Consider the following 20,608-nt stretch of genomic DNA (forward strand, 5'->3'; position numbering starts at 1 on the left):
TCCCAAGTCTTTTTCATAGCGCCAAGGGCTATTACCCCTCCTGCCGCTGCAAAACCGCCGAATGCCATGCCTATAAAGTCTCTTCTGCTTTGTTCAACAGCCATTCTTTGTTCCTTTCGTGTAGTTTAATTTGTGACAATTTTATCGCATCTTTTATTAAGAATCTATGACGTGTGTCAATTGTATGAAATTTGCGTCAATTTTGCGTCAAAATTTATTTTTTTTATTAAAAAATTTGATATATACGTGCAAAATATCTATCGCAGCAGGAGTAATACCGCTAATTTCACTCGCTGCAAAAAGTGTTGGCGGGTTGAAGCGTTGTAATTTTTCAACAACTTCGTTACTCAGCCCCGAAATAGAGCTAAAATCCATCATTGGAGGGATTTTAATGTCTATCATCGCTTTCATAGAATCTATCTGTTCTGTTTGTTTTTCAATATAATTTTTATACTTTGCTTCCACTAAAATCTGTTCTTTAGCTTCTTCGCTAAACGCAGCAATGAAAGGTGCTAATTTTTCTAATTTCTCAACACTAAAATCTGAACGCGCCACGATCTTCTGCAATGTGACTTTATCTGTAATTTTATCTTCGCCGATGGTGGATAAAAAGAGATTATTTTCATTAGATGGTGTTAAAAATGTCTCCTCTAAGTATGCTAATCCTTCGTGCAACTGGCGTTGTTTTTTCACAACTTTTTCATGGGTTTGCTCATCGATAAGTCCAATTTTATACCCATAAGGAGAGAGCCTAAGGTCAGCGTTGTCTTCTCTTAAAAGCAGACGGTACTCTGCGCGAGATGTGAACATTCGATAAGGCTCTTTTGTTCCTTTTGTGACCAAATCGTCAATTAAGACACCTATATAGGCTTCATCACGTCGTAAAATCAGTGGCTCTTCATCCCGTAAGCTCAAAGAGGCGTTAATGCCAGCCATCAATCCTTGTGCCGCGGCTTCTTCATACCCCGTTGTTCCATTAATCTGCCCTGCGCAGTATAGCCCTGAGACTTTTTTGGTCTCAAGCGCATGGTTGAGTTCTGTCGGATCGACATAATCATACTCAATTGCATAACCAAAGCGAACAATCTTTGCATTTTCCATTCCTTCAACAGAATGGATCATCGCAAGCTGTGTATCCGTAGGTAAAGATGTACTAAAGCCATTGATGTAATACTCTGTCGCTTCACGTGTTTGTGGTTCGATGAAAAGATGGTGGCGCTCTTTATCGCGGAAACGATTGATTTTATCTTCAATACTTGGGCAATAACGTGGACCAACACCTTCAATTTGACCTGTAAAAAGGGGTGCTCTATGAAAATTACCTTCAATGATAGAATGCGTTTGTTCGTTGGTGTAGGCGATATAACAAGGGAGTTGGTGGGGGTTAAATGTTGAACGGTCTGTTCTAAAACTAAAGGGTAATGGATTTTCATCACCGGGTTGAAGTTCCATTTTTGAAAAATCAATTGTTTTTGCATCAATGCGAGCACACGTACCTGTTTTGAGTCGCCCCATATTAATACCCAGTGCTTTAATAGACGCAGAAAGTTTAACGGCAGGAAACTCACCGACACGTCCAGATTCATGCTTGTACTCACCAATGTGAATCAATCCTCTTAAAAATGTTCCTGTTGTGAGAATGATTTTTTGGGCATGGTAGTGATTCCCCATAGCGGTAATGACGCCTGTAACTTTTCCATTTTCCGTGATAATTTCTTCTGCCATCTCTTGTGAAACGCTTAAGTTCTCTGTGTTTAAAATGATATTGCGCATGTAGATGCGGTATCTGTCCATATCAATTTGTGCACGGCTTCCTCTAACAGCGGGTCCTTTTGAAAGATTTAAAATACGAAATTGGATACCTGCCGCATCGGTTGCTAGGGCCATCTGTCCTCCCAATGCATCAATCTCTTTTACCAAATGTCCTTTGGCTAATCCGCCAATAGCTGGGTTACAGCTAGCAGCGCCAATTTGCTCTGCTAAAATGGAGATAAGAAGGGTTTTATGCCCCAGTCTTGCGGACGCTAGCGAGGCCTCAATACCTGCATGTCCACCACCGATTACTATAACGTCATATTTCATAATGCTCATACCTAAATACATAAATTTCTATCATTATACAATGAAATAGCTATATTGCGCTTATGAAAAAAGGTGAGATATAGAGTTCTAAAGAGTTCTTCAAATTAAAATTTGTGCGTAAAATGAGTAATTAAATACGAGCAATTTTTGCCCAAATTTTGTAATGTTCTTCATCTTCGTAATTAAAGATTATAATACACGTGACTCAACTCCGAGTGAATTGAAAAGGAAAATTGCTACAATATGGCAAATTTAACGGAAGTCAAAAATTATGTTTAAAGAAAAATATCTTCCAAAACTCATTTTTTTAACACCGCTTGTGACCATTATTTTACTGACGTTGTTTATTCTCTCGTTTTTTATCTCCATGGAGCGCGCCAATCTGAATGTGGAAAGTAATGCGTTAGAGCAAAAATTCTTACAGCAACAAAAAGCTGTTTTAGTCAATGAAATTCAAAAAGTCTTCAATTATTTTGAATACCATTTGGAGATGATGTACCGTAATATAGATTTAGAACTGAAAGAACGCGTGGATGATGTGCATCAAATGGGTATTAATATTTATGCTAAAAACAGCGATAAATCTTTGCAAGCCCTTCAACAAGACTTGTTACTCACCCTTTCGTCTTTACATGTCAGCGGACATAGAGGGTACTATTTTGTGATGAATGCCAAAGGCGACATTATCTTTCCGATGGAAGAGTTGGGAGACCGGATTGGTTTAGAGAGTGCGGTCAAGGAAGCCATTCATAATGGTGGGTATGCGACCAGTGAAGTGGGGCGTCCAAGGCGCGTGTATGTCAAAGCACTCACGCCTTATGGATGGAATATAGGAGCGGCTGAATATTTGGATTTGGCAACATCAAGACTGAAAGATGAGATGATAGCTTGGACGCAGTCTTTGCGTTATGAGGAGGGCGGCTATGTGTGGATACACAATACCTCTCATACCCTTTTAGCGCATCCTTTTAGGGAAGAGAGTGTTGGCAAAGATGATACCTTTTTGCAAGATCAAACGGGAAATTACATCATTCAAACCTTTGTGCAAAAAGCCATCCAAAGTAAAGACGATGCTGGGGCGTTTGTTGAGTACTATTGGCGAAAACCAGAAAGCAATGAACCGTTTAAAAAACTCTCCTATGTTGCACTGTTTAAACCGTGGCATTGGGTCGTAGGTACCGGTGTGTACCGAGATGATGTGCAAAAAGAGATAGGACTTAAAAAAGAGGAGATGAAAGCCAAGATGGACCGCTACATTTTCGGTGTTGTGGTGATTGCGCTTTTCTCCATGGTTGTTGTAGGCTTACTCTCTTTTTTAATGACACAAAAAATTAATGCGGCGCTGCAAAATTATAGAGAGCGTGTCCGCCACAAAACAGAAGCGCTCAAAGAGTTTAATGCCTCTTTGCGTTCAAAAATCAATAAGGCATTAGAGGAGTCCAAACAGAAAGATATGGCACTATTGCAACAGTCACGTTTAGCACAAATGGGTGAGATGCTCAGTATCATTGCACACCAATGGCGACAGCCGCTCAGCGAAGTTTCGGGAATTTTTATGGAGTTAGAAACAGCCGCAAAGTTTGGCAAAGTAGATGCCGCATTCATTCAGGAAAGCTCCAAAGAAGCCGATAAGCTTTTAACGTATATGTCGCGCACCATTGATGATTTTAGGCACTTCTTTAAACCCTCCAAAGCCAAGAAATACTTTTATGTGGAACAAGCATGCGAAGAGGCGTTTAGTTTGGCATCAGCGGTTCTTAAAAACTCGCATATACTTTTACATGTAAACACACTTGCATCACCGAAAATTGAGGGTTATCCTAATGAATACGCGCAAGTCATCCTCAATCTGATTATCAACGCAAAGGATGCTTTGTTGGAGCGTAAAATTGAATCACCACAGATTTGGGTAGAGATAGCGCAAAGTGATGAAGGAAAATCATTTGTCTGCATCAGCGATAATGCAGGTGGCATTAAGGAAGAGCATCTTAATATGGTCTTTGAGCCTTATTTTTCAACAAAAAAATCTTCTAAAGGGAGCGGTTTGGGATTGTACATGGCAAAAATGATTATTGAGCAAAACATGGGTGGAAAAATTGATGTTCAAAATAGTGCTTTGGGTGCTAAATTTTGTATTGAGGTTGGATGATGGAAGCTAAACTTGCCGCACTTAAGGAACTGAGTATTTTATGTGTTGAAGATGAAGAGGGTATTCGTGCGCGCATTGTCAAGACGCTTGGCTATTATTTTAAAGCGGTGTACGAGGCGAGTACAGGGGATGAAGGATTTGAACAGTATCAACAGCGTCATCCTGATATTATCCTCAGTGATATTCAAATGAGTGGCATGAATGGTGTTGAACTTGCTCAAAAGATACGAAAAGAGGATAAACATATTCCTTTAGTGATGCTCACCGCCTACAATAAAGAAGAGTATTTGATGGAGCTGATTAACCTCAAAATCGACCATTTTATTCTCAAACCTGCCAATGCTGAGCGTTTGCTAGAAGGCATCGTGAATGCCTTGGATGGCAAACTTTTGGGACGCATTAAACTAGCCAATGCACTTTTCTTCTCACCGCATGAACGAAAACTCTATTGTGAAGAGCAAGAAATTTTACTCAATAAGCGTGAAAAAGCCTTTTTGCTCTTGCTGTTGCAAAACGGACGAAAAATGACAACGTACGGTCAAATTGAAGATGTCATTTGGGACGGTAAAGTGATGAGCAGTGAAGCACTCAAGACATTTATTAAAGAGTTGCGTAAAAAAGTAACAATAGAATTTTTAGAGAATATCCCACAAGAAGGGTATCGGCTTATTTTTTAATCAATTTACGGTCATTTTCCCCACTTTTTCCCCACTTGAGCTTGTTAAGATAACCTCATAACTTTTTTAAAGGAGAGGAAGATGTTACGAAAATTGGTTGTGCTTGCATGTGCTACTGGTGCACTTTTTGCAGCAAACATCAAGATGGATCTAAATGCGATGTATGGGGCAAATAACTTCCATACAAAAGGTGCTGAACAGTTTGCTGCTTTGGTCGATGAATACACCAAAGGAAGTGTTAAAATCACTGTGCATGCAGGTGGCTCTTTGATTAAAGGTAGTCCTCTTCAAGCGGTGAAAGACGGTACGGTTGCGATGACGGATATGTTCATTCCTTTTACCGCAGGTGGAGGTAAAGTATTTGGAATTTCTGCGTTACCTTTTGTAGCAAACTCGTATGATGACGCATATAAGCTCTATCAAATTTCAAAACCAGCCTATGAAAAAGCAGCGGCTGCTTGGAATCAAAAAATGCTCTATGCCGTCTCTTGGCCTCCAAGTGGACTGTATACGAAAAAACCAATGAATTCAAAAGCCGATTTTGCGGACCTTAAAACTAGAACATACGATAAAAACTCAGCAGATTTTATCACGATGGTCGGAGGCAGTTCCGTGGCGCTTCCTTGGGGTGAAGTCTATTCCGCGCTTAGTACGGGTATGGTGAATTCTGTCGTCACCTCTTCGGCGTCAGGAAAAGATGGCAAATTTTGGGAAGTTTTGAGTGACTTTACCAAAATCAACTATGCGTATCCTCTGCAAGCGGTTACCATTAACCTTGATTATTGGAAGAGCTTGGATAAAGCACAGCAAGATGCCCTGTTAAAAGCGGCGGCTAAAATTGAAGCGTCTCAATGGGATGCAAGCAAAAATGAGGACAAAGATGCCCTTAAACTCATCTCTGATAATGGTATTAAAATTGCCGATGAGAGTCCTGAGCTTAAAAAAGAGCTCGATGTGGTTGCAAAAAAGATGCTTGATGCGTACCTAAGTGATGCGGATGCGAGTATCAAAAAGATTTTTGCAGAGTATAAAAAACAATGAAAGAGCACTTTGTAACGCTCGCTCGAAAGCTCTCCTTAGGGGGAGCTTTTATTGCGTCTGGATTATTAATTATTCTAGTTTTGCTTATCTTGCTTGAAATTGTGTTGCGCTATTTTTTCAACACATCTACAATGCGTGCGGATGAATACAGCGGCTATTTGTATTTGGCATTGGTGTGCTTTGGATTTGGCTACACCTTCTTACGTGACGGGCATATTCGTATTACATTCCTAACCGCTAAAATCTCTTCCAAATCATCCTCTTTGGTGGACATTTTCGCTGGAGTTGTGACGCTAGCTCTTTTAGGATTTATTTTCTATCGAACGATTCTTTTGGTATGGGATTCGTATCAAACAGGCGTTGTCTCTGAAGGAGTCTCTGCTACACCCCTTTTTATTCCCCAACTAGCGCTTCCAATAGGGTTATTACTTTTTATGGTCAGTGTGGTTGCATTTATTGTTCAAAGGATGTTTCATGATAAGTGATCCACTCATTTTAGCGGTTATTTTAATTGGTGTAATGTTTGTCTTTTTGCTCTCTTCTATTTGGATTGGTGCATCACTTTTTTTAACGGGCATTTTTGGTATGTTAATTTACGATCATCATTTACCGCCTGCGATTAGTATTGTGACTAAAATAGGGAATCTTCTTTCAAGTTCTGTGTATGATTCACTCAATTCATGGTCATTAGCGGCACTACCTATGTTTATTTTGATGGGTGAGATTTTGCATTACTCTTCTATTTCAAATAAACTTTTTAACGGATTGGTTCCTTGGTTGAGTCGTGTTCCTGGAAGATTATTGCATATTAACGTGGCGGCATGCTCCTTGTTTGCGGCAGTCTCTGGTTCATCAGCCGCGACCACAGCCACGGTGGGAAAAATCACGCTTGAAGAGTTGCAAAGTAGAGGATACAGCAAATCTTTAGCCATTGGTTCACTCGCAGGAAGCGGCACACTGGGCTTTTTAATTCCTCCTAGTTTAATTATGATTATTTATGGGGTCTTAGCGGATGTTTCTATCGGTAGATTGTTTATCTCTGGCATTATCCCCGGTCTTATGTTAGCAACAGCGTACTCTTTTTATATCATGCTCGTAGCAACACTCAATAAACGAGTGGTGCCAAGTCATAAAGAGCAGTTTACATGGACTCAACGTATGGAATCTCTTAAAGAGTTGGTACCGGTATTGTTATTAATTACGATTGTCATCGGTAGCATTTACAGTGGTATCGCTACTCCTACGGAAGCAGCATCTTTGGGCGTTGTTTTTTCAATTATGTTGGCACTCTATTTTAAAAGTTTTGATTTTCATATTTTCAAAACATCACTATTAAATACGATTAAAACAACGGTCATGATTAGTTTTATTATCGCTGGAGCGGGCTTTTTATCGCAAGTCGTTGGGTTTTTAGGGATTGCAAGAGCGCTTAGTGAATTTATCGCTTCTTTAGGACTTACTCCGATGATGCTCATCATTGTTGTTTCCATTATGTATATTATTTTAGGCATGATGCTAGATGGTATCTCTATGGTTGTAATGACACTGCCGATTGTTCTTCCCATTATCACAGCGGCGGGTTTTGATGCTTTGTGGTTTGGAATTTTTCTTGTATTTATGGTGGAGATGTCACAAATTACGCCACCCGTTGGGTTTTCGTTATTTGTTATCCAAAGTATCTCAAAAGAGAGTATTGGGTACATCATTAAAGCGACATTTCCGTTTTTTATTATCATGATTTTAATTACGGCTATGGTAACATTGTTCCCAGAAATTGTATTTTACCTCCCCAATAGGATGATAGGATGAGTATAAAATTAAATTGTGATGCTGGTGAGAGCTTTGGTTCATGGAAAATGGGATTGGATGAAGCGGTACTTCCTTATGTCGATATGGCAAATTTTGCGTGCGGATTTCATGCAGGCGATCCTTTGATTATGGATGCGTCGATTAAACTTGCCCTCAAACATGGTGTGAGTATTGGTGCGCACCCTGCGTATCCTGATTTGGTGGGATTTGGCAGACGCAGTATCGCTTGTTCTTTGGCTGAAGTGGAAACGATGGTGATTTATCAAGTGGGCGCTTTAATGGGATTTGTTAAAGCTAATAACGCGAAGATGGATTATGTGAAACCCCATGGCGGTTTGTACAATGATATGATGAAAGATGTACGCATCTTTAAAGCAGTTGCCACAGCGGTTCATAAAATTGACAGTTCTCTGAAATTGATGGTGCTTTCGATGATGGATTTGAGTGCGCATGAGGCCGTTGCTAAAGAGCTTGGTATTGAACTTTTATATGAAGTGTTTGCGGATCGTGCTTATGATGACCAAGGCTTTTTGGTTCCTAGAACACAAAATGGTTCAGTTTTGCATGATGTTAATGCTGTTTTAGCACGATTAAATTTATTGAAAACAGAAGGGCTTTTAGAGACGATTTCCGGTAAGAAAATTGCACTCAAAGCCGATACATTGTGTGTCCATGGCGACAATGCGGAAGCTGTTGCGTTAGTAGAAATGCTTAGGAAAAGTATGTGAGTAGAGTCTATAAAATTGCTTCTGAATCCTCAGTCATCCTCTATTTTGGTGAGAGCATTGACCCATTAATTTCAAAAGAGGTTCAACGTGCGTATAAGGCTTTAAAAAATAGTTACAATAAAGCGTTCTTTGAGATTATTCCTTCGTATGCGTCCTTGATGGTCAGTTATGATGTGATGCAGTATGATTTTGATGGGGTATGTGAAAAAATAGAGTCTATTTTAAAAAGTGCTCCAGAGATAGATACCAAAGAGCAAAAAATTGTGACGATTCCTGCGTATTATGGCGTGGATGTTGGGCTTGATTTGGAGTTGTTGGGCGAAGAAAAAAACCTTAGTATTGAAGCCATTATAGATTTACATGTAAAAGAGTTGTACTCGGTCTATGCCATCGGTTTTGCGCCAGGTTTTGCCTATTTAGGGCAGATTGATGAAGCGTTAGCCACTTCTCGTTTAGCGAGTCCTCGAAAAGCCGTTCCCAAAGGCAGTGTTTCCATTGCCGATCGTCAAACGGCAGTATATCCAACAAAAAGTCCTGGAGGTTGGAAAATTTTAGGGCGAACACCTACGGCAATGTTTGATGCCAGTTATCATGGACTTTCTTTGGTGCATGTGGGTGATTTGGTACGCTTTGAGCCTATTGGTAAAAGTGAATTTTTAAAACTAGGAGGCGAGCTATGAGTTATGGCTTCCTCGTAGAAAATCCAGGAGTACAATGCTCCATCCAAGACGCAGGGAGAAGGGGAATCAGCGATATTGGTTTAACGCAAAGTGGCGCAATGGACGAGGTTGCTTTTGGGTATGCGAATTTACTCGTAGGCAATCCTTTCAATAGCGCTACGATAGAAATAGCGCTTGGTGGTGCTTCATTTCGTGCCCTTAGTGAAATATGTATCGCTATTTGCGGTGCCAATATGCAACCGACATGTAATGGGCATCAAATAGGCTTATGGCAAACGCATCAATTAAGAAGAGGCGATGTTCTTGCTTTTGGATTTGCCAATGAGGGGCAGTTTGCTTACATTGCCATTGGTGGTGGATTTAAAACGCCTTATGCGTATGAGAGTTTTTCAACATCTCTTAAAGAGGGATTAGGAGGAATTGAGGGCAGAAAGCTTGTTAAAGGCGATGTGATTGCTAGCTCCATAAATGCTCGCTGTCCGATTGATAAACGAAAATTAGAACGTCGATTTATACCGCGTTATCCTGAAACGATTACGTTGCGATTAGTCAAAGGCTACCAAGAAAGCCTGTTTGACGCAAGCGCTCAAGAGACTTTTTTCAACACGACGTATACGTTTAAGGGAGAGGGAGACCGTATGGGGTATCGCTTAAGCGGCGAAAAAGTCATCCCAAATGCAACTGGAATTTTATCGGAACCTATCTGCTATGGGGCGGTGCAAGTCCCGAGTCATGGAGAGCCTATTGTTCTTTTAAAAGAGCGACAAACCATAGGAGGTTACCCTAAAATCGGTTCGGTCATTGGTGTCGATTGTTTTAAATTAGCGCAACTTAAAGCGGGCGGAACGATTCGTTTTAAAGCGGTTAGCATGGAAGAGGCAAGGGCAGAATCCCTTGCCTTTCACTCTTTTTTCAGGTTCTAAAATTTGCTAAAACATGGTTGAGGTCTTCGGTGAGTGTGCTTAAGTGCCGTGCCGCACTCTCCATCTCTTCCATACTTTTAGCATTGCTAATGGTGAAGGAGTTAATCTCTTCGATTTTCTTGACAATGGCATCTACTTTTTGACCCGTCATCACGTAATCTTGTACGGTATGATCACTTGATACCGTTGCGTTATCCATAATCGTTGTTGTCTCATTGATATTTTGCTCTACCGCTGAAGCAATCAACGTAAGGTTTTCCATACTTTTTGAGTTACTGTTCATATGATCGCTTGCGTCGTTAATGGCTTGGACGATAACGTTAATCGTTGCATTGATTTCGAGTAAGCTTTTTTGCGTACGCTCTGCTAATTTTCTGACCTCATCTGCGACGACAGCAAAACCGCGTCCATGCTCTCCCGCGCGTGCCGCTTCGATAGCCGCATTGAGTGCTAAAAGATTGGTTTGATCGGCAATGTCTGATATAACGGTCAAGACACCCTTAACTTGGTCGGCATCGGTACTGAGTTGCGCTATTTGACGCGCCAGTTCGATTTCCGTATGTGCGGTTGATTGGACTTGGTTTGCCATTTTTAATATCTCTTGTTTTGCATTCGCCAGTTTTGTCTGTACATTTTCAATTTCTGCTTTTGAGTGTTCGGCTTTTTGCAGTGAAAGGGTTAATTCTTGTTTCATTTGCTGAGACATGCCATTGGTCTCTTGTACGATTTGAGACGTACTTTTCACCCGTTTGCCTACTTCAATAGCGGTAGAGCTGAGTTCGGTTGCCACCGACGCATTCTCAGAACTAGAAGCTTTGGCTTCAGAAACCGTCAGTCGCACTTTGTCGATAAAGCGGTTAAACTCTTCAGAAGTTTGACCTATCTCATCACCGCTTTTAATGTCAATATGTTGGGTCAAGTCGCCATCACCGCTTGCGAGATTGGCGGCTTTGCTTTTCAGCTCTTCTAAAGGCGTGCTAACCGTTTTTCTAAGCACAAGAATCAATGCTAAAATAACCAAAATATCAATAACAGCCATAATCAATATTTGTTGAATCATACTGCTTTGCGCGGCATTGACGGTTTTATCGACAACGGCTTTTGGCATGGCCATCAACACTTCACCACAGCGGTTTCCATCGAAACCTTTAAGTTCTTGGCGGACAACAAAGTAAGTGGGTGTTGTAAAGGTTGCTCCTTGTGCATTTAAGTCAAGCGCTTTGATTTCATCAAAAAGCGTCATGTCTGTGATGTCTTTTTTTTGTGAGAGTGCGGTATCTCGCGCTAAAATAGCATCTTTTGCCCCTGCACTTAAGTTAAGATGACTTTTATCGGTTAAGAAGATGATGCTCGCTCCCAAATCTTTTTTGGCATTATTCACCACAGAGCCAAACGATTGGATGAACTCAACAGAACCTAAATACTCGCCGTCTTTCATCACCGGAGCCAAACCACGAAGGGACATGCCAGCAACGCCCATTTCAATCGCTGAAAGGGGTTGTTTTGTTTCCTTAACTTTTTTAATGGTATGACGAAAAGAAGAGAGGTCATCGCCAAATTTCTGTGGCATCCACGCCCGTACAAAGCTCTTGATATCTTTCGTATGGATGTGAACTTGAACATTCTTAAAATCCGTAAACTCTTTATAGGTCTTTGCAAGATTGCCTAACCCATCAATAGCAATACTACGGTCATTTTTAGCCAAAGACTCAATGACGTAATAATTCGAAGCAATGGTAATGGCATTGGTAAGCGCCACATCATATTTTGCATTGAGTTGATTGGTCACATAAACGTTTAAGGACGATTGCTCTTTCGCATAAACGTCTTTTTCAATTTGTTTAACACTGACATACGTCGTGCACAAAATGATAATCATACCAAAGACAATGGAGGCGATTAAAGGGAGGTGGATTTTGTTTGAAATCGAGAGGTGACGCATAAAAGACTCCTTGAAGGCATTTTAATTATTTTAGTAAAGTTTTCTTTAAAAAAGTTTATAAAAGAGACATTTTTAAGACATTTTCGCTCTTAGGCGCGTTCAATCTGAAAATGGCTATAATAAGGTGTTTATTAAGAGTGAGGTTCAAGATGTTTACAGGATTAATCAGAGAATTTGGCGAGGTCGTTCATTATCAAAATAATGTCTTACGTCTTCGTGCAAAGTATCGTCCAAAAATTGGTGATAGCATTGCCGTCAATGGCGCATGTTTGACTGTCATCCATCTGTTTGATGATGGTTTTAGTGTTGAACTTTCTTTAGAGACAAGGGAATTGTTAGCGCTTGAAAATTATAAAGGTAACGTTCATATTGAACCTGCTATGCGTTTGGATGAAAGGCTTGATGGCCATTTAGTGCAAGGGCATGTGGATTGCGTCGGAGAGATTATTCATTTAGCGCAAAAAGAAAATGGACTTGATTTGGAAGTAAGATTGCCCGTAGAATCGATTAAGTTTGTCATTCCTAAAGGAAGTATCACGATTGATGGTGTGAGTTTAACCGTGAATGATGTGTATGAAACAAGTTTTCGTTTGACGATTATTCCTCACACGTTAGAGCAAACTTTACTCAAAAGCTATAAAGCAGGGCGACGGGTTAATATTGAAACCGATATGTTTGCACGTTATGTCTATCATTTGTTCCACAAAGATAAAGTTCTGGATTGGAAGAGCGTCGATAGAATCATGGCACTTTATTAATGCAGTATTGTTTTACGAATCGTTTTGGCGGTGTCAGCGAACACCCTTATGATAGCTTTAATATGGGGCTGCATGTGAATGACAATCCTTTACATGTAAAACACAATCGAGAGCAGTTACGTGAACAACTCGGCGTTTCAAAGCTCGTGTTTATGGACCAAGTCCATGGCAATGATATTGCGCTGATTCAAACGGGAGATGAAACACCTGTTTGTGATGCGATGATTACCCAGCAAAAAGACATCGGATTAGTTGTCATGGTGGCAGATTGTATCCCCATTTTACTGTATGACGCAGTACAAGAAGCTATTGGAGTTGCGCATGCAGGGCGAGCAGGTAGTCGTTTGTTGGTGGGGCAAAAATGTGCGTTAGCGATGCACGAATATTTTGGAAGTGCGATGAAAAACCTACAAATTATGATGGGCCCTTCGATTCAACAATGCTGTTATGAGGTCGGCGTTGAGGTGACAGCGGGGTTTCAAAACGTTTTACATGTAAAAGATGAACGTTATTTTTTAGACTTGCAGCGTTTCAATTATGAAGCGTTTTTAACCTTAGGCATTCAAGCAGAGCATCTTCATGTCTCACCGACATGTACCTGTTGTGACGAAACATTTTTTTCGTACCGAAGAGAAAAAAATACAGGACGTTTTGTAGGAGCGATTTGTTTATGAATCCAAAAGCACTTGCGCAGTATCAGGCAACACAACAAAAAAGCGCTCAGCAGATTTTGCGTTTAAAACTGGATGTTATTATGAAACGAGGGGGACTTTATAATCTTGTTTTTTTACAAAATGAAGCATTGTTAGAGAATTTTATCAGTACGCCCAATATAACAGTATCTTCTCACCAAATTGAGCAGTTGGAGAAAGTCCTCTTGTGGCTAGAAAAGACACAAGAGGGAGCCAAAGTCAGCTAATTAATGACCGCAGCCACAACCGCCGCTTTTACAAGCAGCCGCGTCTTTAAGTGCAGCAAGTGCGCCATCGTAGTTAGGCTCTTCTGTAATTTCTGGGCAAATTTCTTTGTACGTGATTTTTCCGTTTTTATCAACAACAAAAATAGCTCTTGCGCTAAGGCCTTTGAGTGGACCATCTGCGATTAAAACACCATAACCATTCGCTACGGCTTTATCTCTAAAGTCACTGCCTACTTGAAGATTGTCAATTCCTTCTGTCGTACAAAAACGACCCATTGCAAATGGAAGGTCCATTGAAACAACCGTAATCGTTGCATTTTCAACGCTTGCAGCTTTTGTATTAAATGTTCGTGTTTCTTGTGCGCATACTGCGGTGTCAAGAGAAGGAACAATCACAATGACTTGAGCTTTATCGCTTTTACCACCGACTTGAATCTCGCTTAAATCTTTAGCGACGACGCTAATAGCGGGTGCTGTGTCCCCAACATTTAGAGTTGAACCTGAGAGATTAACAAGATTACCTTTGAGCTTGGTTGTTGCCATGATATTTCCTTATAGAAAAATGTAAATATTCCAAAATTATAGCTAACTCGGATAAATAAACTCTTAATTTAAGAGGTTAAAGAATTTGTACTTGGTTTCGCCCATTATTCTTAGCAAGATAGAGTGCTTCATCTGAACGTTTGACAATATCAAAAAAGTCATTGTCGCTCTCTTGATAGCCACTTATACCAATACTAACCGTAATAGGCGGAAGTTCAGGAAGCTTATTTTGCGTACTGCTTTCAATCGTTGAGCGAATTTTTTCTGCAAGAATCAACGCTCCTTTATCGGTATCGTTTTGGATACAAATACTAAACTCTTCCCCACCTATGCGTCCAAAAAGGTCACTTTCGCGAATCAATTGTTGAATTTGCTCACAAAAAAACTTCAAGATATCATCGCCTTTTGCATGTCCATAGGTGTCATTGATGTTTTTAAAAAAATCAATGTCCAAAGAGAGTACATGTAATGCACTTTTATTCCGTTTTGCCGTATAAAAATATTGCGTTGCCAAAAGAAAAAAATGCCTGCGGTTATCTATTTTTGTGAGTTCATCGGTATTGGCTAGTTCTTTGAGTTTTGCGTTTAACAGACTGAGCGCATGCGTACGCTCTTCCACTTCTTGCTCCAGTGTCTCATTAAAATGTTCGATTTCATGAGCATGACGAAGCAATTTTTGATTAAGCGTTTGGATATGAATCATAAAAAATACCGCACTACTAAAGGCAATCAATAGACCGATTAAGAGGTATTTGTATTTAAAAAGAACATCGTTGAATGTGAAGGATTTTTGCTCATATGGATAGATATTGAACTCTTTTAAAAGTGCGTGGACTTTGGAGTAGTCTTGAGGTGTTTTAAGCCGAAAGACATAGGTTTTATTTTGGGATAAGGTGGAAAGTTTTAAGAGCGTACTTAAGACCTCATTGGATAAATCTTCTGAAGTAAGGGACGTCTTAGCCAGTGTCCATTCTGGGTAAAGCTCACTACTGCTCATAAAGGGAAATTGCGGCATGTCTTTTAACCCTAGTACGCGAATATCGTTTAAGAAGAGTGTTCCTGCATCGCTCATTTTTTCCAAGACATCCGTTCGAATAATTCCCACATCAATTTCTTTAGTTAAAACGGCTTTAACGACATTGTGATGGGTACCCAAAAAAGTTATATGGTTTTTATCCGGTGTGTATCCCAGTGTTTTGATGCCTAAAAGATAACCCCCAAAGGACATGGGGTCAACCGCACCAATTTTTTTATTGGCAACATCGTGCAAAGAAGAGATAGGCGCATCCGAACGTGTAAAAATAACGCTGCCGTATTCACTGTAATAATGATTTTTGTATTTGGCACTCATCGTGGCCAATCGGCTAATACCGTATTTGTGTTCGAGTTGAATATACTGTATGGGATTTGTGATGATAAATTCGATTTCATTGTTTTTGACACTTTGCTCAAGTTCGTCAAATTCTAAAGGCATAATGACAAAATGGTGCGAGGGGAAAATGGAAGAAAGATAATCCGCACTTTCTCTCCACGTGGTAGGAATGACATCATTGCCATCACGACTTGCAAGAATACCTATGCGGATTGTATCTTTTGCAAAATGTAATGGGTCGATAAACCCTTCAAGGTTTTTGCCATTGGGCAAGAGCCCACTTATTTTATATAAGTTCGTAATCGTTTCAAATTTTTCTTTTTCAATAAGCCCAAAAGGTTTATTGTCATCATAGGCTAATTTTTTTAATGCTTTGCCTTCATAAATAAGGGCTTCTAAGCTTTTATGCTGGGTATTGTAATGTTCAAAAATAATTTTAGCCGTCTCCTCAATGTGTGCAAATGCCCATTCCCATCCTTGCTTACTGGCACTGTAAAAATGTTTGGCACGTTCGGGGTTTGCCAAGAGTTCCTGCTCCGATGTGAATAAGATGTCGCCATAAAAATCAAAGCCATAGTCTCTTGGGTCAAAAATCGTATGCGTGATATTGCGTTCATTGAGTAAAAAAGGTTCATTGGAAATATAACAAGCCATTGCATCGGTATTATGGTTGATAAGGTCTTCAAGTGAAAATGAGTGTGGCTGTAAAAAGATATCTTTTTTTTGGAGGCCATGGCTGAGAAGCATCGCCATAATTGGAATGGAATTGGCTTCATCAATTGTTATCATAATCATGCGGTAATTTAAATCTTTGGGGGTCAAAATAGCAGAGTTGGTCGTAATCAAAACAGAAGGACTGTGTTGAAACAGTGCCATGAGTGCAACAACAGGGCGACCTTGGCTACGATCTATTGCCAAAGAAGATTTTCCTACACCATAAGTACTTTCACCTGTTAAAACGGCATTGACAACACTATGTCCTTTTTGGTACTCCTTTATGGTTACATTAAGATCATAAGCATTGTAAAAGCCTTTTTGCTGTGCAACATAAAAACCTGCAAATTGAAATTGGTTTAGCCATGCGAGTTGTAAAGAAATGGACTCTGGTTGATGATTCGCAAAGAGTAATCGCATCACAAAGAGAAACAAAACGATAACTCGCATTGACATACCCCTTCATTGATTAAGCACCTTGATTTATTGTACCACATTCTTATCGTAAGATGGATGGCTAATGCACTTGCATAGCTTTTGCATAGCATGTTGTAAAGTGGTGTGACATTTTTTCTAAAATCGCGTCATCGACTTTATGCTCTGTTGCCATTTGGTTCAAAATACTTTGCACATCTTCAAGAGCCATTCCTTCCCTGTAAGGGCGGTCTTGTACTAAGGCTTGGAAAATATCGGCTATGGTTAAAATGCGCGCTTCAATCGGAATCTGATCGGCGCTGAGCTGATAGGGATAGCCTTTAGAATCCAGTGTTTCGTGATGCATCGAAGCAATCTTGGCGATGTCACTAAATCCTTTGATTTGTTGTAAAATCATTTGGGAATCAAAACCATGCCTTCGCATAGCAACAATCTCTTCACCATTTAAGGGAGTCTCTTTATTTAAAATGGCATCGGGCACACGCAATTTTCCTAAATCATGAAAAAAAGCTGCTAGCTCAATCTTCTCTTGTTCCCTTTGGGAAAGTTCGCACAATTCTGCAATATAACGTGCCAATGCGGCCACGCCATAGGTATGCGTTGCTGTGTAGGTACTCTTGGCATCGACAACGGCGGCGAACATTTGTGCGATGCTTTTGAGATACTCAAAATTGACACTTTCAATACGCCCTTGATCAATCCAATTTAAAAAATAGTAGTGCATAGATTCAGGTTCAATATAGTACCAGAAAGAGTCTGATGCAGAAGCGCTTAAAAAAGCATCGCATAAGAATGGTGCAAACATCGTATTGGTGTATTTTTCTATGGTGGCGCGAATGGTATTTCGCTCTTCGATGGAACGAGAGCCATATTGTGCTTTTAGCGCATCGACACGATCCACTAGATAGATGAGATTTGCCATCACTTTTGTCTCTTCATCAACATGGGGCAAAAACATATCCCAATGCGTATGATGATACGCAATCACATCGGAAAAGTTTTGGTACAGAGGTACTTTGCTGAGTAATTTTGCGCCTCTCTCGCAATGAATTTGTGAGTTATCCCAATCTAATTCACTGACCAAATGATGGTGGACGTCAGTGGATGAAACGCCGCAATCGTGCAGCATGCCTATTAGCATAATTTGATCAAGTTTTGATGGTCGCCATCCTAATTTTTTGCCTACTTCCGCAGCCATAAAAGCAACCCGTTTTCCATGGAGTGTATCATCAATTCCAACATAATCCAATGCTTCAGAAAGCGCATAGGTGACTTCGCGTAAATTGAGTTGATATAACATTTTAACTCCTTTTAACTCCTTCGTCTAATGAAATTATAGAACTAAAACGTTGCAAAGGCGTTATATTTGTTATAATGGCGCTTCTTAAAAAGGAATGAAATGCAAGTGTATGTTTTGTTGGTGCTTTGCGTACTTTTTTGGTCGGCTAATTTTGTGTTAGGGCGTTTTGTCGCAGGTGCGATTGAGCCGTGGGAGCTTGCTTTCTTTCGATGGTTAGGGGTGTTTATTTTGACCTTTCCTTTTTTACTTTTACATGTAAAAAAAATCGCGACGGCGATGAAGACGCATTTTGGTATTTTAGTACTCTTATCTTTTCTTGGAATTGCTTGTTTTAACACGCTTTTGTATATAGGTCTGCAAGATACGACAGCGACCAATGCGTTACTGATCAATTCTAGTATTCCCATCGTCATTCTTTTTCTTTCTTTTGTTATTTTACATACAACCATCAGCGCGCGCCAAATCGTAGGCATTTTACTCTCAACATTCGGTGTTGTTTTTCTTGTATTAAAAGGCGATATTCAAACACTCTATAGCCTCAATTTCAATCCAGGCGATATATGGGTCATCGGCTCTTCTTTGTGCTGGGCAACGTACAGTGTTTTGGTCAAATTTAGACCCTCTACGCTTAGTAATTTTGAGTTTTTTATTACCATTGTGGCAATGGGTGTGGTGATGCTTTTGCCGTTTTACATGATGCAAGGCTATACCCTTCACAAAGAGATAGCGCTTTTGAAGGAGTACTATTGGGCGATTGGGTATGTGGTGATTTTTACGTCGTTACTATCGTATTATATGTGGCATAAAGGTATCGCAACGATTGGCGCTGATCGTACCGGACAATTTACGCATTTGATGCCTATCTTTGGTAGTATTTTGGCCCATTTCTTTTTAGGTGAGCGCCTTGAGTGGTACCATTTAGGCGGTATTGTATTTATAGGAGTTGGTATATATCTGTGCTTGTTTGTGAAAAAGCCGTGTAAGGCGTTTGCAGACTAGGGTGCGGTTTGCCGATATAAAAGCCTTGCGCATAATCAATTCCAATCTCTTTGACGCAGTTTAAGACTTCAACAGAGTGCACATACTCAGCAATGGTCTTAATATCCAATTCTTTCGCAAAATTGACAATGGTCTTAGCGATAATTTTCATTTCATCATTTTGGTGAATGTTCTTAATCAAACTACCGTCAATTTTAATAAAATCGGCTCTTAATTCCGTTAAACGCTCAAAATTAGAGTAGCCTGCACCAAAATCATCAATCGCAATCTTTGCACCATACGATTTGACTTGAGAGATAAAATGCGAAATTGCTTCATAATTTTCAATACCGTCGCTCTCTAAAATCTCAAAAATAACCCAAGGACCGACATTGAACTCTTCAAGCTTTTCGAGAATGAACGTTGTGGTAACAATATTGGTCATGTCAAGATAAGAGAGGTTAATTGAAAAGCCGTTGGAAGAGATTTGGAAGGTTTCAAATGCTTTTTGAATGAGCGACATAGAGAGTTTTGAGTAGATTTTAGAGTGCTTTGCCACATCTAAAAACTCAGCGGGCATGTAGTACCCCTCTTTCTCTTTTTTGATGCGCATGAGTGTTTCATACTTGTCAATTTCATTGGTGCGAAGGTTCAAAATAGGCTGGAAAAAAGGGATAACACGATCTTTGGCTAATGCCTCTTTTAAGGTGTGGTTCATCATCATATTGTGATGGTATTCCGCCTCTTTATCGCTGCTTTTATCGTAAATCATATACGAGAGTCGTTTGTTCTTTGCTTCTTTACAGGCAATGGAAGCCAGTTTTAAAAGGCTCTTTTTCCCTTGGTGCGCGCCAATACTCAGGGTGGTATCGACTTCCACGTCTTCGCAGATAATACGATCTTTTGTGATTTTCATTGAGATTTTTTTGAGATACTTTTTGAGGTTATACTCATTGAAAGGGACTTTTATTAAAATAGCATAGATATCTGCTTCAAATTTGTACAAGCTTGATTCGATAGGGGGCAAGTTGTTTTGTAACCACTCTCCCATGACTTTAAGAAATTTGTCACCAAAATTGTGCCCGTAGAAGTTATTGGTGTTTTGAAATGAATCAATATTGATAATAATCAAGGTCGAGTCAATGTCTAAATCCAACGTTTTACTGTCTTTGAGGAGTTTAAGGCGGTTCGGAAGGCGTGTATTTAGATCAATATAGAGATTTTTGCGTAGTTCGTTTTTGAGTTTTAAATTGGAATCAAGAAGTCTTAGTACAAACATCAGTGAAGCGAAAATCAGTACGCTTAACCCTATAAGGGCGATTATCGTCAAGTGATAAGCGATAGCAATATAAATAGGAGATGCAAGCACAATCAGTAACAGAATGATTTTAAAAGAGAGCTTTTTCGTATAATCCACCATCTTCCCTTACCATAGATGCCCACAATTACATGTAGGGGAAGCACTTTAGCACAAAGGTTTTGAAAAAAAAATTAAGAGCACTTTCGTATCAGGTTCATCACAAAAAAGTCACGCTATAATGTTTCCTAAGATGTAACT

At 39.9% G+C, this 20,608-nt stretch carries 19 protein-coding genes; 12 read left to right on the forward strand and 7 right to left on the reverse strand.

The features are described from left to right. Window positions 1-104, reverse strand: a 104-nt coding sequence (locus AC5SLP_RS07855; protein WP_495254796.1) for a twin-arginine translocation signal domain-containing protein, incomplete at its 3' end; no start/stop codon positions are given. A gap of 103 nt (window positions 105-207) precedes the next feature. Continuing rightward, complete coding sequence (gene mnmG / locus AC5SLP_RS07860) at window positions 208-2,082, reverse strand: tRNA uridine-5-carboxymethylaminomethyl(34) synthesis enzyme MnmG (RefSeq protein WP_495254608.1); 1,875 nt, start codon at window positions 2,080-2,082, stop codon at window positions 208-210. 271 nt (window positions 2,083-2,353) lie between these two features. Here mnmG and AC5SLP_RS07865 point away from each other — a divergent pair, with 271 nt between their 5' ends. From AC5SLP_RS07865 to AC5SLP_RS07900, 8 genes are all read left to right on the forward strand, one after another. After that, complete coding sequence (locus AC5SLP_RS07865; RefSeq protein ID WP_495254609.1) at window positions 2,354-4,231, forward strand: sensor histidine kinase; 1,878 nt, start codon at window positions 2,354-2,356, stop codon at window positions 4,229-4,231. Beyond that, window positions 4,231-4,908: a response regulator transcription factor gene (locus tag AC5SLP_RS07870; protein WP_495254610.1), complete on the forward strand. Its 678-nt coding sequence runs from the start codon at window positions 4,231-4,233 to the stop codon at window positions 4,906-4,908. Before AC5SLP_RS07865 ends, AC5SLP_RS07870 begins: the two co-directional genes overlap by 1 nt. An 81-nt stretch (window positions 4,909-4,989) precedes the next feature. Continuing rightward, the gene (locus tag AC5SLP_RS07875) at window positions 4,990-5,949 is read left to right on the forward strand and encodes a TRAP transporter substrate-binding protein (RefSeq protein WP_495254611.1); all 960 of its coding nucleotides are present in this window, start codon (window positions 4,990-4,992) and stop codon (window positions 5,947-5,949) included. After that, window positions 5,946-6,434 carry a TRAP transporter small permease subunit gene (locus AC5SLP_RS07880; RefSeq protein WP_495254612.1) on the forward strand — a complete coding sequence of 163 codons (489 nt, stop codon included), beginning with the start codon at window positions 5,946-5,948 and terminating at the stop codon, window positions 6,432-6,434. Before AC5SLP_RS07875 ends, AC5SLP_RS07880 begins: the two co-directional genes overlap by 4 nt. After that, the gene (locus tag AC5SLP_RS07885) at window positions 6,424-7,758 is read left to right on the forward strand and encodes a TRAP transporter large permease (RefSeq protein WP_495254613.1); all 1,335 of its coding nucleotides are present in this window, start codon (window positions 6,424-6,426) and stop codon (window positions 7,756-7,758) included. Before AC5SLP_RS07880 ends, AC5SLP_RS07885 begins: the two co-directional genes overlap by 11 nt. Beyond that, window positions 7,755-8,486 (forward strand): 5-oxoprolinase subunit PxpA, encoded by a 732-nt coding sequence (locus tag AC5SLP_RS07890; protein ID WP_495254614.1) that lies wholly within the window; start codon window positions 7,755-7,757, stop codon window positions 8,484-8,486. The genes AC5SLP_RS07885 and AC5SLP_RS07890 overlap by 4 nt, the downstream gene beginning before the upstream one ends. Next, window positions 8,483-9,166, forward strand: a complete 684-nt coding sequence (gene pxpB / locus AC5SLP_RS07895; RefSeq protein WP_495254615.1) for a 5-oxoprolinase subunit PxpB — start codon at window positions 8,483-8,485, stop codon at window positions 9,164-9,166. Before AC5SLP_RS07890 ends, pxpB begins: the two co-directional genes overlap by 4 nt. Then, the gene (locus AC5SLP_RS07900) at window positions 9,163-10,089 is read left to right on the forward strand and encodes a 5-oxoprolinase subunit C family protein (protein ID WP_495254616.1); all 927 of its coding nucleotides are present in this window, start codon (window positions 9,163-9,165) and stop codon (window positions 10,087-10,089) included. Before pxpB ends, AC5SLP_RS07900 begins: the two co-directional genes overlap by 4 nt. Here AC5SLP_RS07900 and AC5SLP_RS07905 read toward each other — a convergent pair. Continuing rightward, entirely contained in the window at window positions 10,079-12,031 is a 1,953-nt protein-coding gene (locus tag AC5SLP_RS07905) for a methyl-accepting chemotaxis protein (protein ID WP_495254617.1), read from the reverse strand. The genes AC5SLP_RS07900 and AC5SLP_RS07905 overlap by 11 nt on opposite strands. Before the next feature lie 149 nt (window positions 12,032-12,180). Here AC5SLP_RS07905 and AC5SLP_RS07910 point away from each other — a divergent pair, with 149 nt between their 5' ends. From AC5SLP_RS07910 to AC5SLP_RS07920, 3 genes are read left to right on the forward strand one after another with little or no spacing between them, the layout of a single operon-like run. After that, window positions 12,181-12,789 (forward strand): riboflavin synthase, encoded by a 609-nt coding sequence (locus AC5SLP_RS07910; RefSeq protein WP_495254618.1) that lies wholly within the window; start codon window positions 12,181-12,183, stop codon window positions 12,787-12,789. Continuing rightward, window positions 12,789-13,463 (forward strand): peptidoglycan editing factor PgeF, encoded by a 675-nt coding sequence (pgeF, locus tag AC5SLP_RS07915; RefSeq protein WP_495254619.1) that lies wholly within the window; start codon window positions 12,789-12,791, stop codon window positions 13,461-13,463. The genes AC5SLP_RS07910 and pgeF overlap by 1 nt, the downstream gene beginning before the upstream one ends. Beyond that, entirely contained in the window at window positions 13,460-13,708 is a 249-nt protein-coding gene (locus tag AC5SLP_RS07920; protein ID WP_495254620.1) for a hypothetical protein, read from the forward strand. Before pgeF ends, AC5SLP_RS07920 begins: the two co-directional genes overlap by 4 nt. Here AC5SLP_RS07920 and tpx read toward each other — a convergent pair whose 3' ends face one another. The 3 genes from tpx to AC5SLP_RS07935 form a co-directional block, all read right to left on the reverse strand. Further along, window positions 13,709-14,251, reverse strand: coding sequence for a thiol peroxidase (gene tpx, locus AC5SLP_RS07925; protein WP_495254621.1), 543 nt, complete (start codon window positions 14,249-14,251; stop codon window positions 13,709-13,711). A 76-nt stretch (window positions 14,252-14,327) separates the two neighbouring features. Continuing rightward, window positions 14,328-16,787, reverse strand: coding sequence for an ABC transporter substrate-binding protein (locus AC5SLP_RS07930; protein WP_495254622.1), 2,460 nt, complete (start codon window positions 16,785-16,787; stop codon window positions 14,328-14,330). Between the two features lie 67 nt (window positions 16,788-16,854). After that, window positions 16,855-18,072, reverse strand: coding sequence for an HD-GYP domain-containing protein (locus AC5SLP_RS07935; protein WP_495254623.1), 1,218 nt, complete (start codon window positions 18,070-18,072; stop codon window positions 16,855-16,857). A gap of 99 nt (window positions 18,073-18,171) precedes the next feature. On the opposite strand from AC5SLP_RS07935, the gene AC5SLP_RS07940 reads away from it, so the two are divergent. Beyond that, on the forward strand, window positions 18,172-19,071 hold the full coding sequence (locus AC5SLP_RS07940; protein ID WP_495254624.1) for a DMT family transporter: 900 nt from the start codon (window positions 18,172-18,174) through the stop codon (window positions 19,069-19,071). On the opposite strand, the gene AC5SLP_RS07945 is transcribed toward AC5SLP_RS07940, so the two are convergent. After that, complete coding sequence (locus AC5SLP_RS07945; protein ID WP_495254625.1) at window positions 19,007-20,467, reverse strand: EAL domain-containing protein; 1,461 nt, start codon at window positions 20,465-20,467, stop codon at window positions 19,007-19,009. The genes AC5SLP_RS07940 and AC5SLP_RS07945 overlap by 65 nt on opposite strands. Between the last annotated feature and the right edge of the window lie 141 nt (window positions 20,468-20,608).

The organism is Sulfurospirillum sp. E15m (assembly GCF_059415145.1).

Excerpts from the sequence above, each read along its gene's own strand:
- mnmG (WP_495254608.1), bottom strand. The coding sequence starts at position 2,082 with ATGAAATATGACGTTATAGTAATCGGTGGTGGACATGCAGGTATTGAG.
- AC5SLP_RS07865 (WP_495254609.1), top strand. The coding sequence starts at position 2,354 with ATGTTTAAAGAAAAATATCTTCCAAAACTCATTTTTTTAACACCGCTT.
- AC5SLP_RS07870 (WP_495254610.1), top strand. The coding sequence starts at position 4,231 with ATGGAAGCTAAACTTGCCGCACTTAAGGAACTGAGTATTTTATGTGTT.
- AC5SLP_RS07875 (WP_495254611.1), top strand. The coding sequence starts at position 4,990 with ATGTTACGAAAATTGGTTGTGCTTGCATGTGCTACTGGTGCACTTTTT.
- AC5SLP_RS07880 (WP_495254612.1), top strand. The coding sequence starts at position 5,946 with ATGAAAGAGCACTTTGTAACGCTCGCTCGAAAGCTCTCCTTAGGGGGA.
- AC5SLP_RS07885 (WP_495254613.1), top strand. The coding sequence starts at position 6,424 with ATGATAAGTGATCCACTCATTTTAGCGGTTATTTTAATTGGTGTAATG.
- AC5SLP_RS07890 (WP_495254614.1), top strand. The coding sequence starts at position 7,755 with ATGAGTATAAAATTAAATTGTGATGCTGGTGAGAGCTTTGGTTCATGG.
- AC5SLP_RS07900 (WP_495254616.1), top strand. The coding sequence starts at position 9,163 with ATGAGTTATGGCTTCCTCGTAGAAAATCCAGGAGTACAATGCTCCATC.
- AC5SLP_RS07905 (WP_495254617.1), bottom strand. The coding sequence starts at position 12,031 with ATGCGTCACCTCTCGATTTCAAACAAAATCCACCTCCCTTTAATCGCC.
- AC5SLP_RS07910 (WP_495254618.1), top strand. The coding sequence starts at position 12,181 with ATGTTTACAGGATTAATCAGAGAATTTGGCGAGGTCGTTCATTATCAA.
- pgeF (WP_495254619.1), top strand. The coding sequence starts at position 12,789 with ATGCAGTATTGTTTTACGAATCGTTTTGGCGGTGTCAGCGAACACCCT.
- AC5SLP_RS07920 (WP_495254620.1), top strand. The coding sequence starts at position 13,460 with ATGAATCCAAAAGCACTTGCGCAGTATCAGGCAACACAACAAAAAAGC.
- tpx (WP_495254621.1), bottom strand. The coding sequence starts at position 14,251 with ATGGCAACAACCAAGCTCAAAGGTAATCTTGTTAATCTCTCAGGTTCA.
- AC5SLP_RS07930 (WP_495254622.1), bottom strand. The coding sequence starts at position 16,787 with ATGCGAGTTATCGTTTTGTTTCTCTTTGTGATGCGATTACTCTTTGCG.
- AC5SLP_RS07935 (WP_495254623.1), bottom strand. The coding sequence starts at position 18,072 with ATGTTATATCAACTCAATTTACGCGAAGTCACCTATGCGCTTTCTGAA.
- AC5SLP_RS07940 (WP_495254624.1), top strand. The coding sequence starts at position 18,172 with ATGCAAGTGTATGTTTTGTTGGTGCTTTGCGTACTTTTTTGGTCGGCT.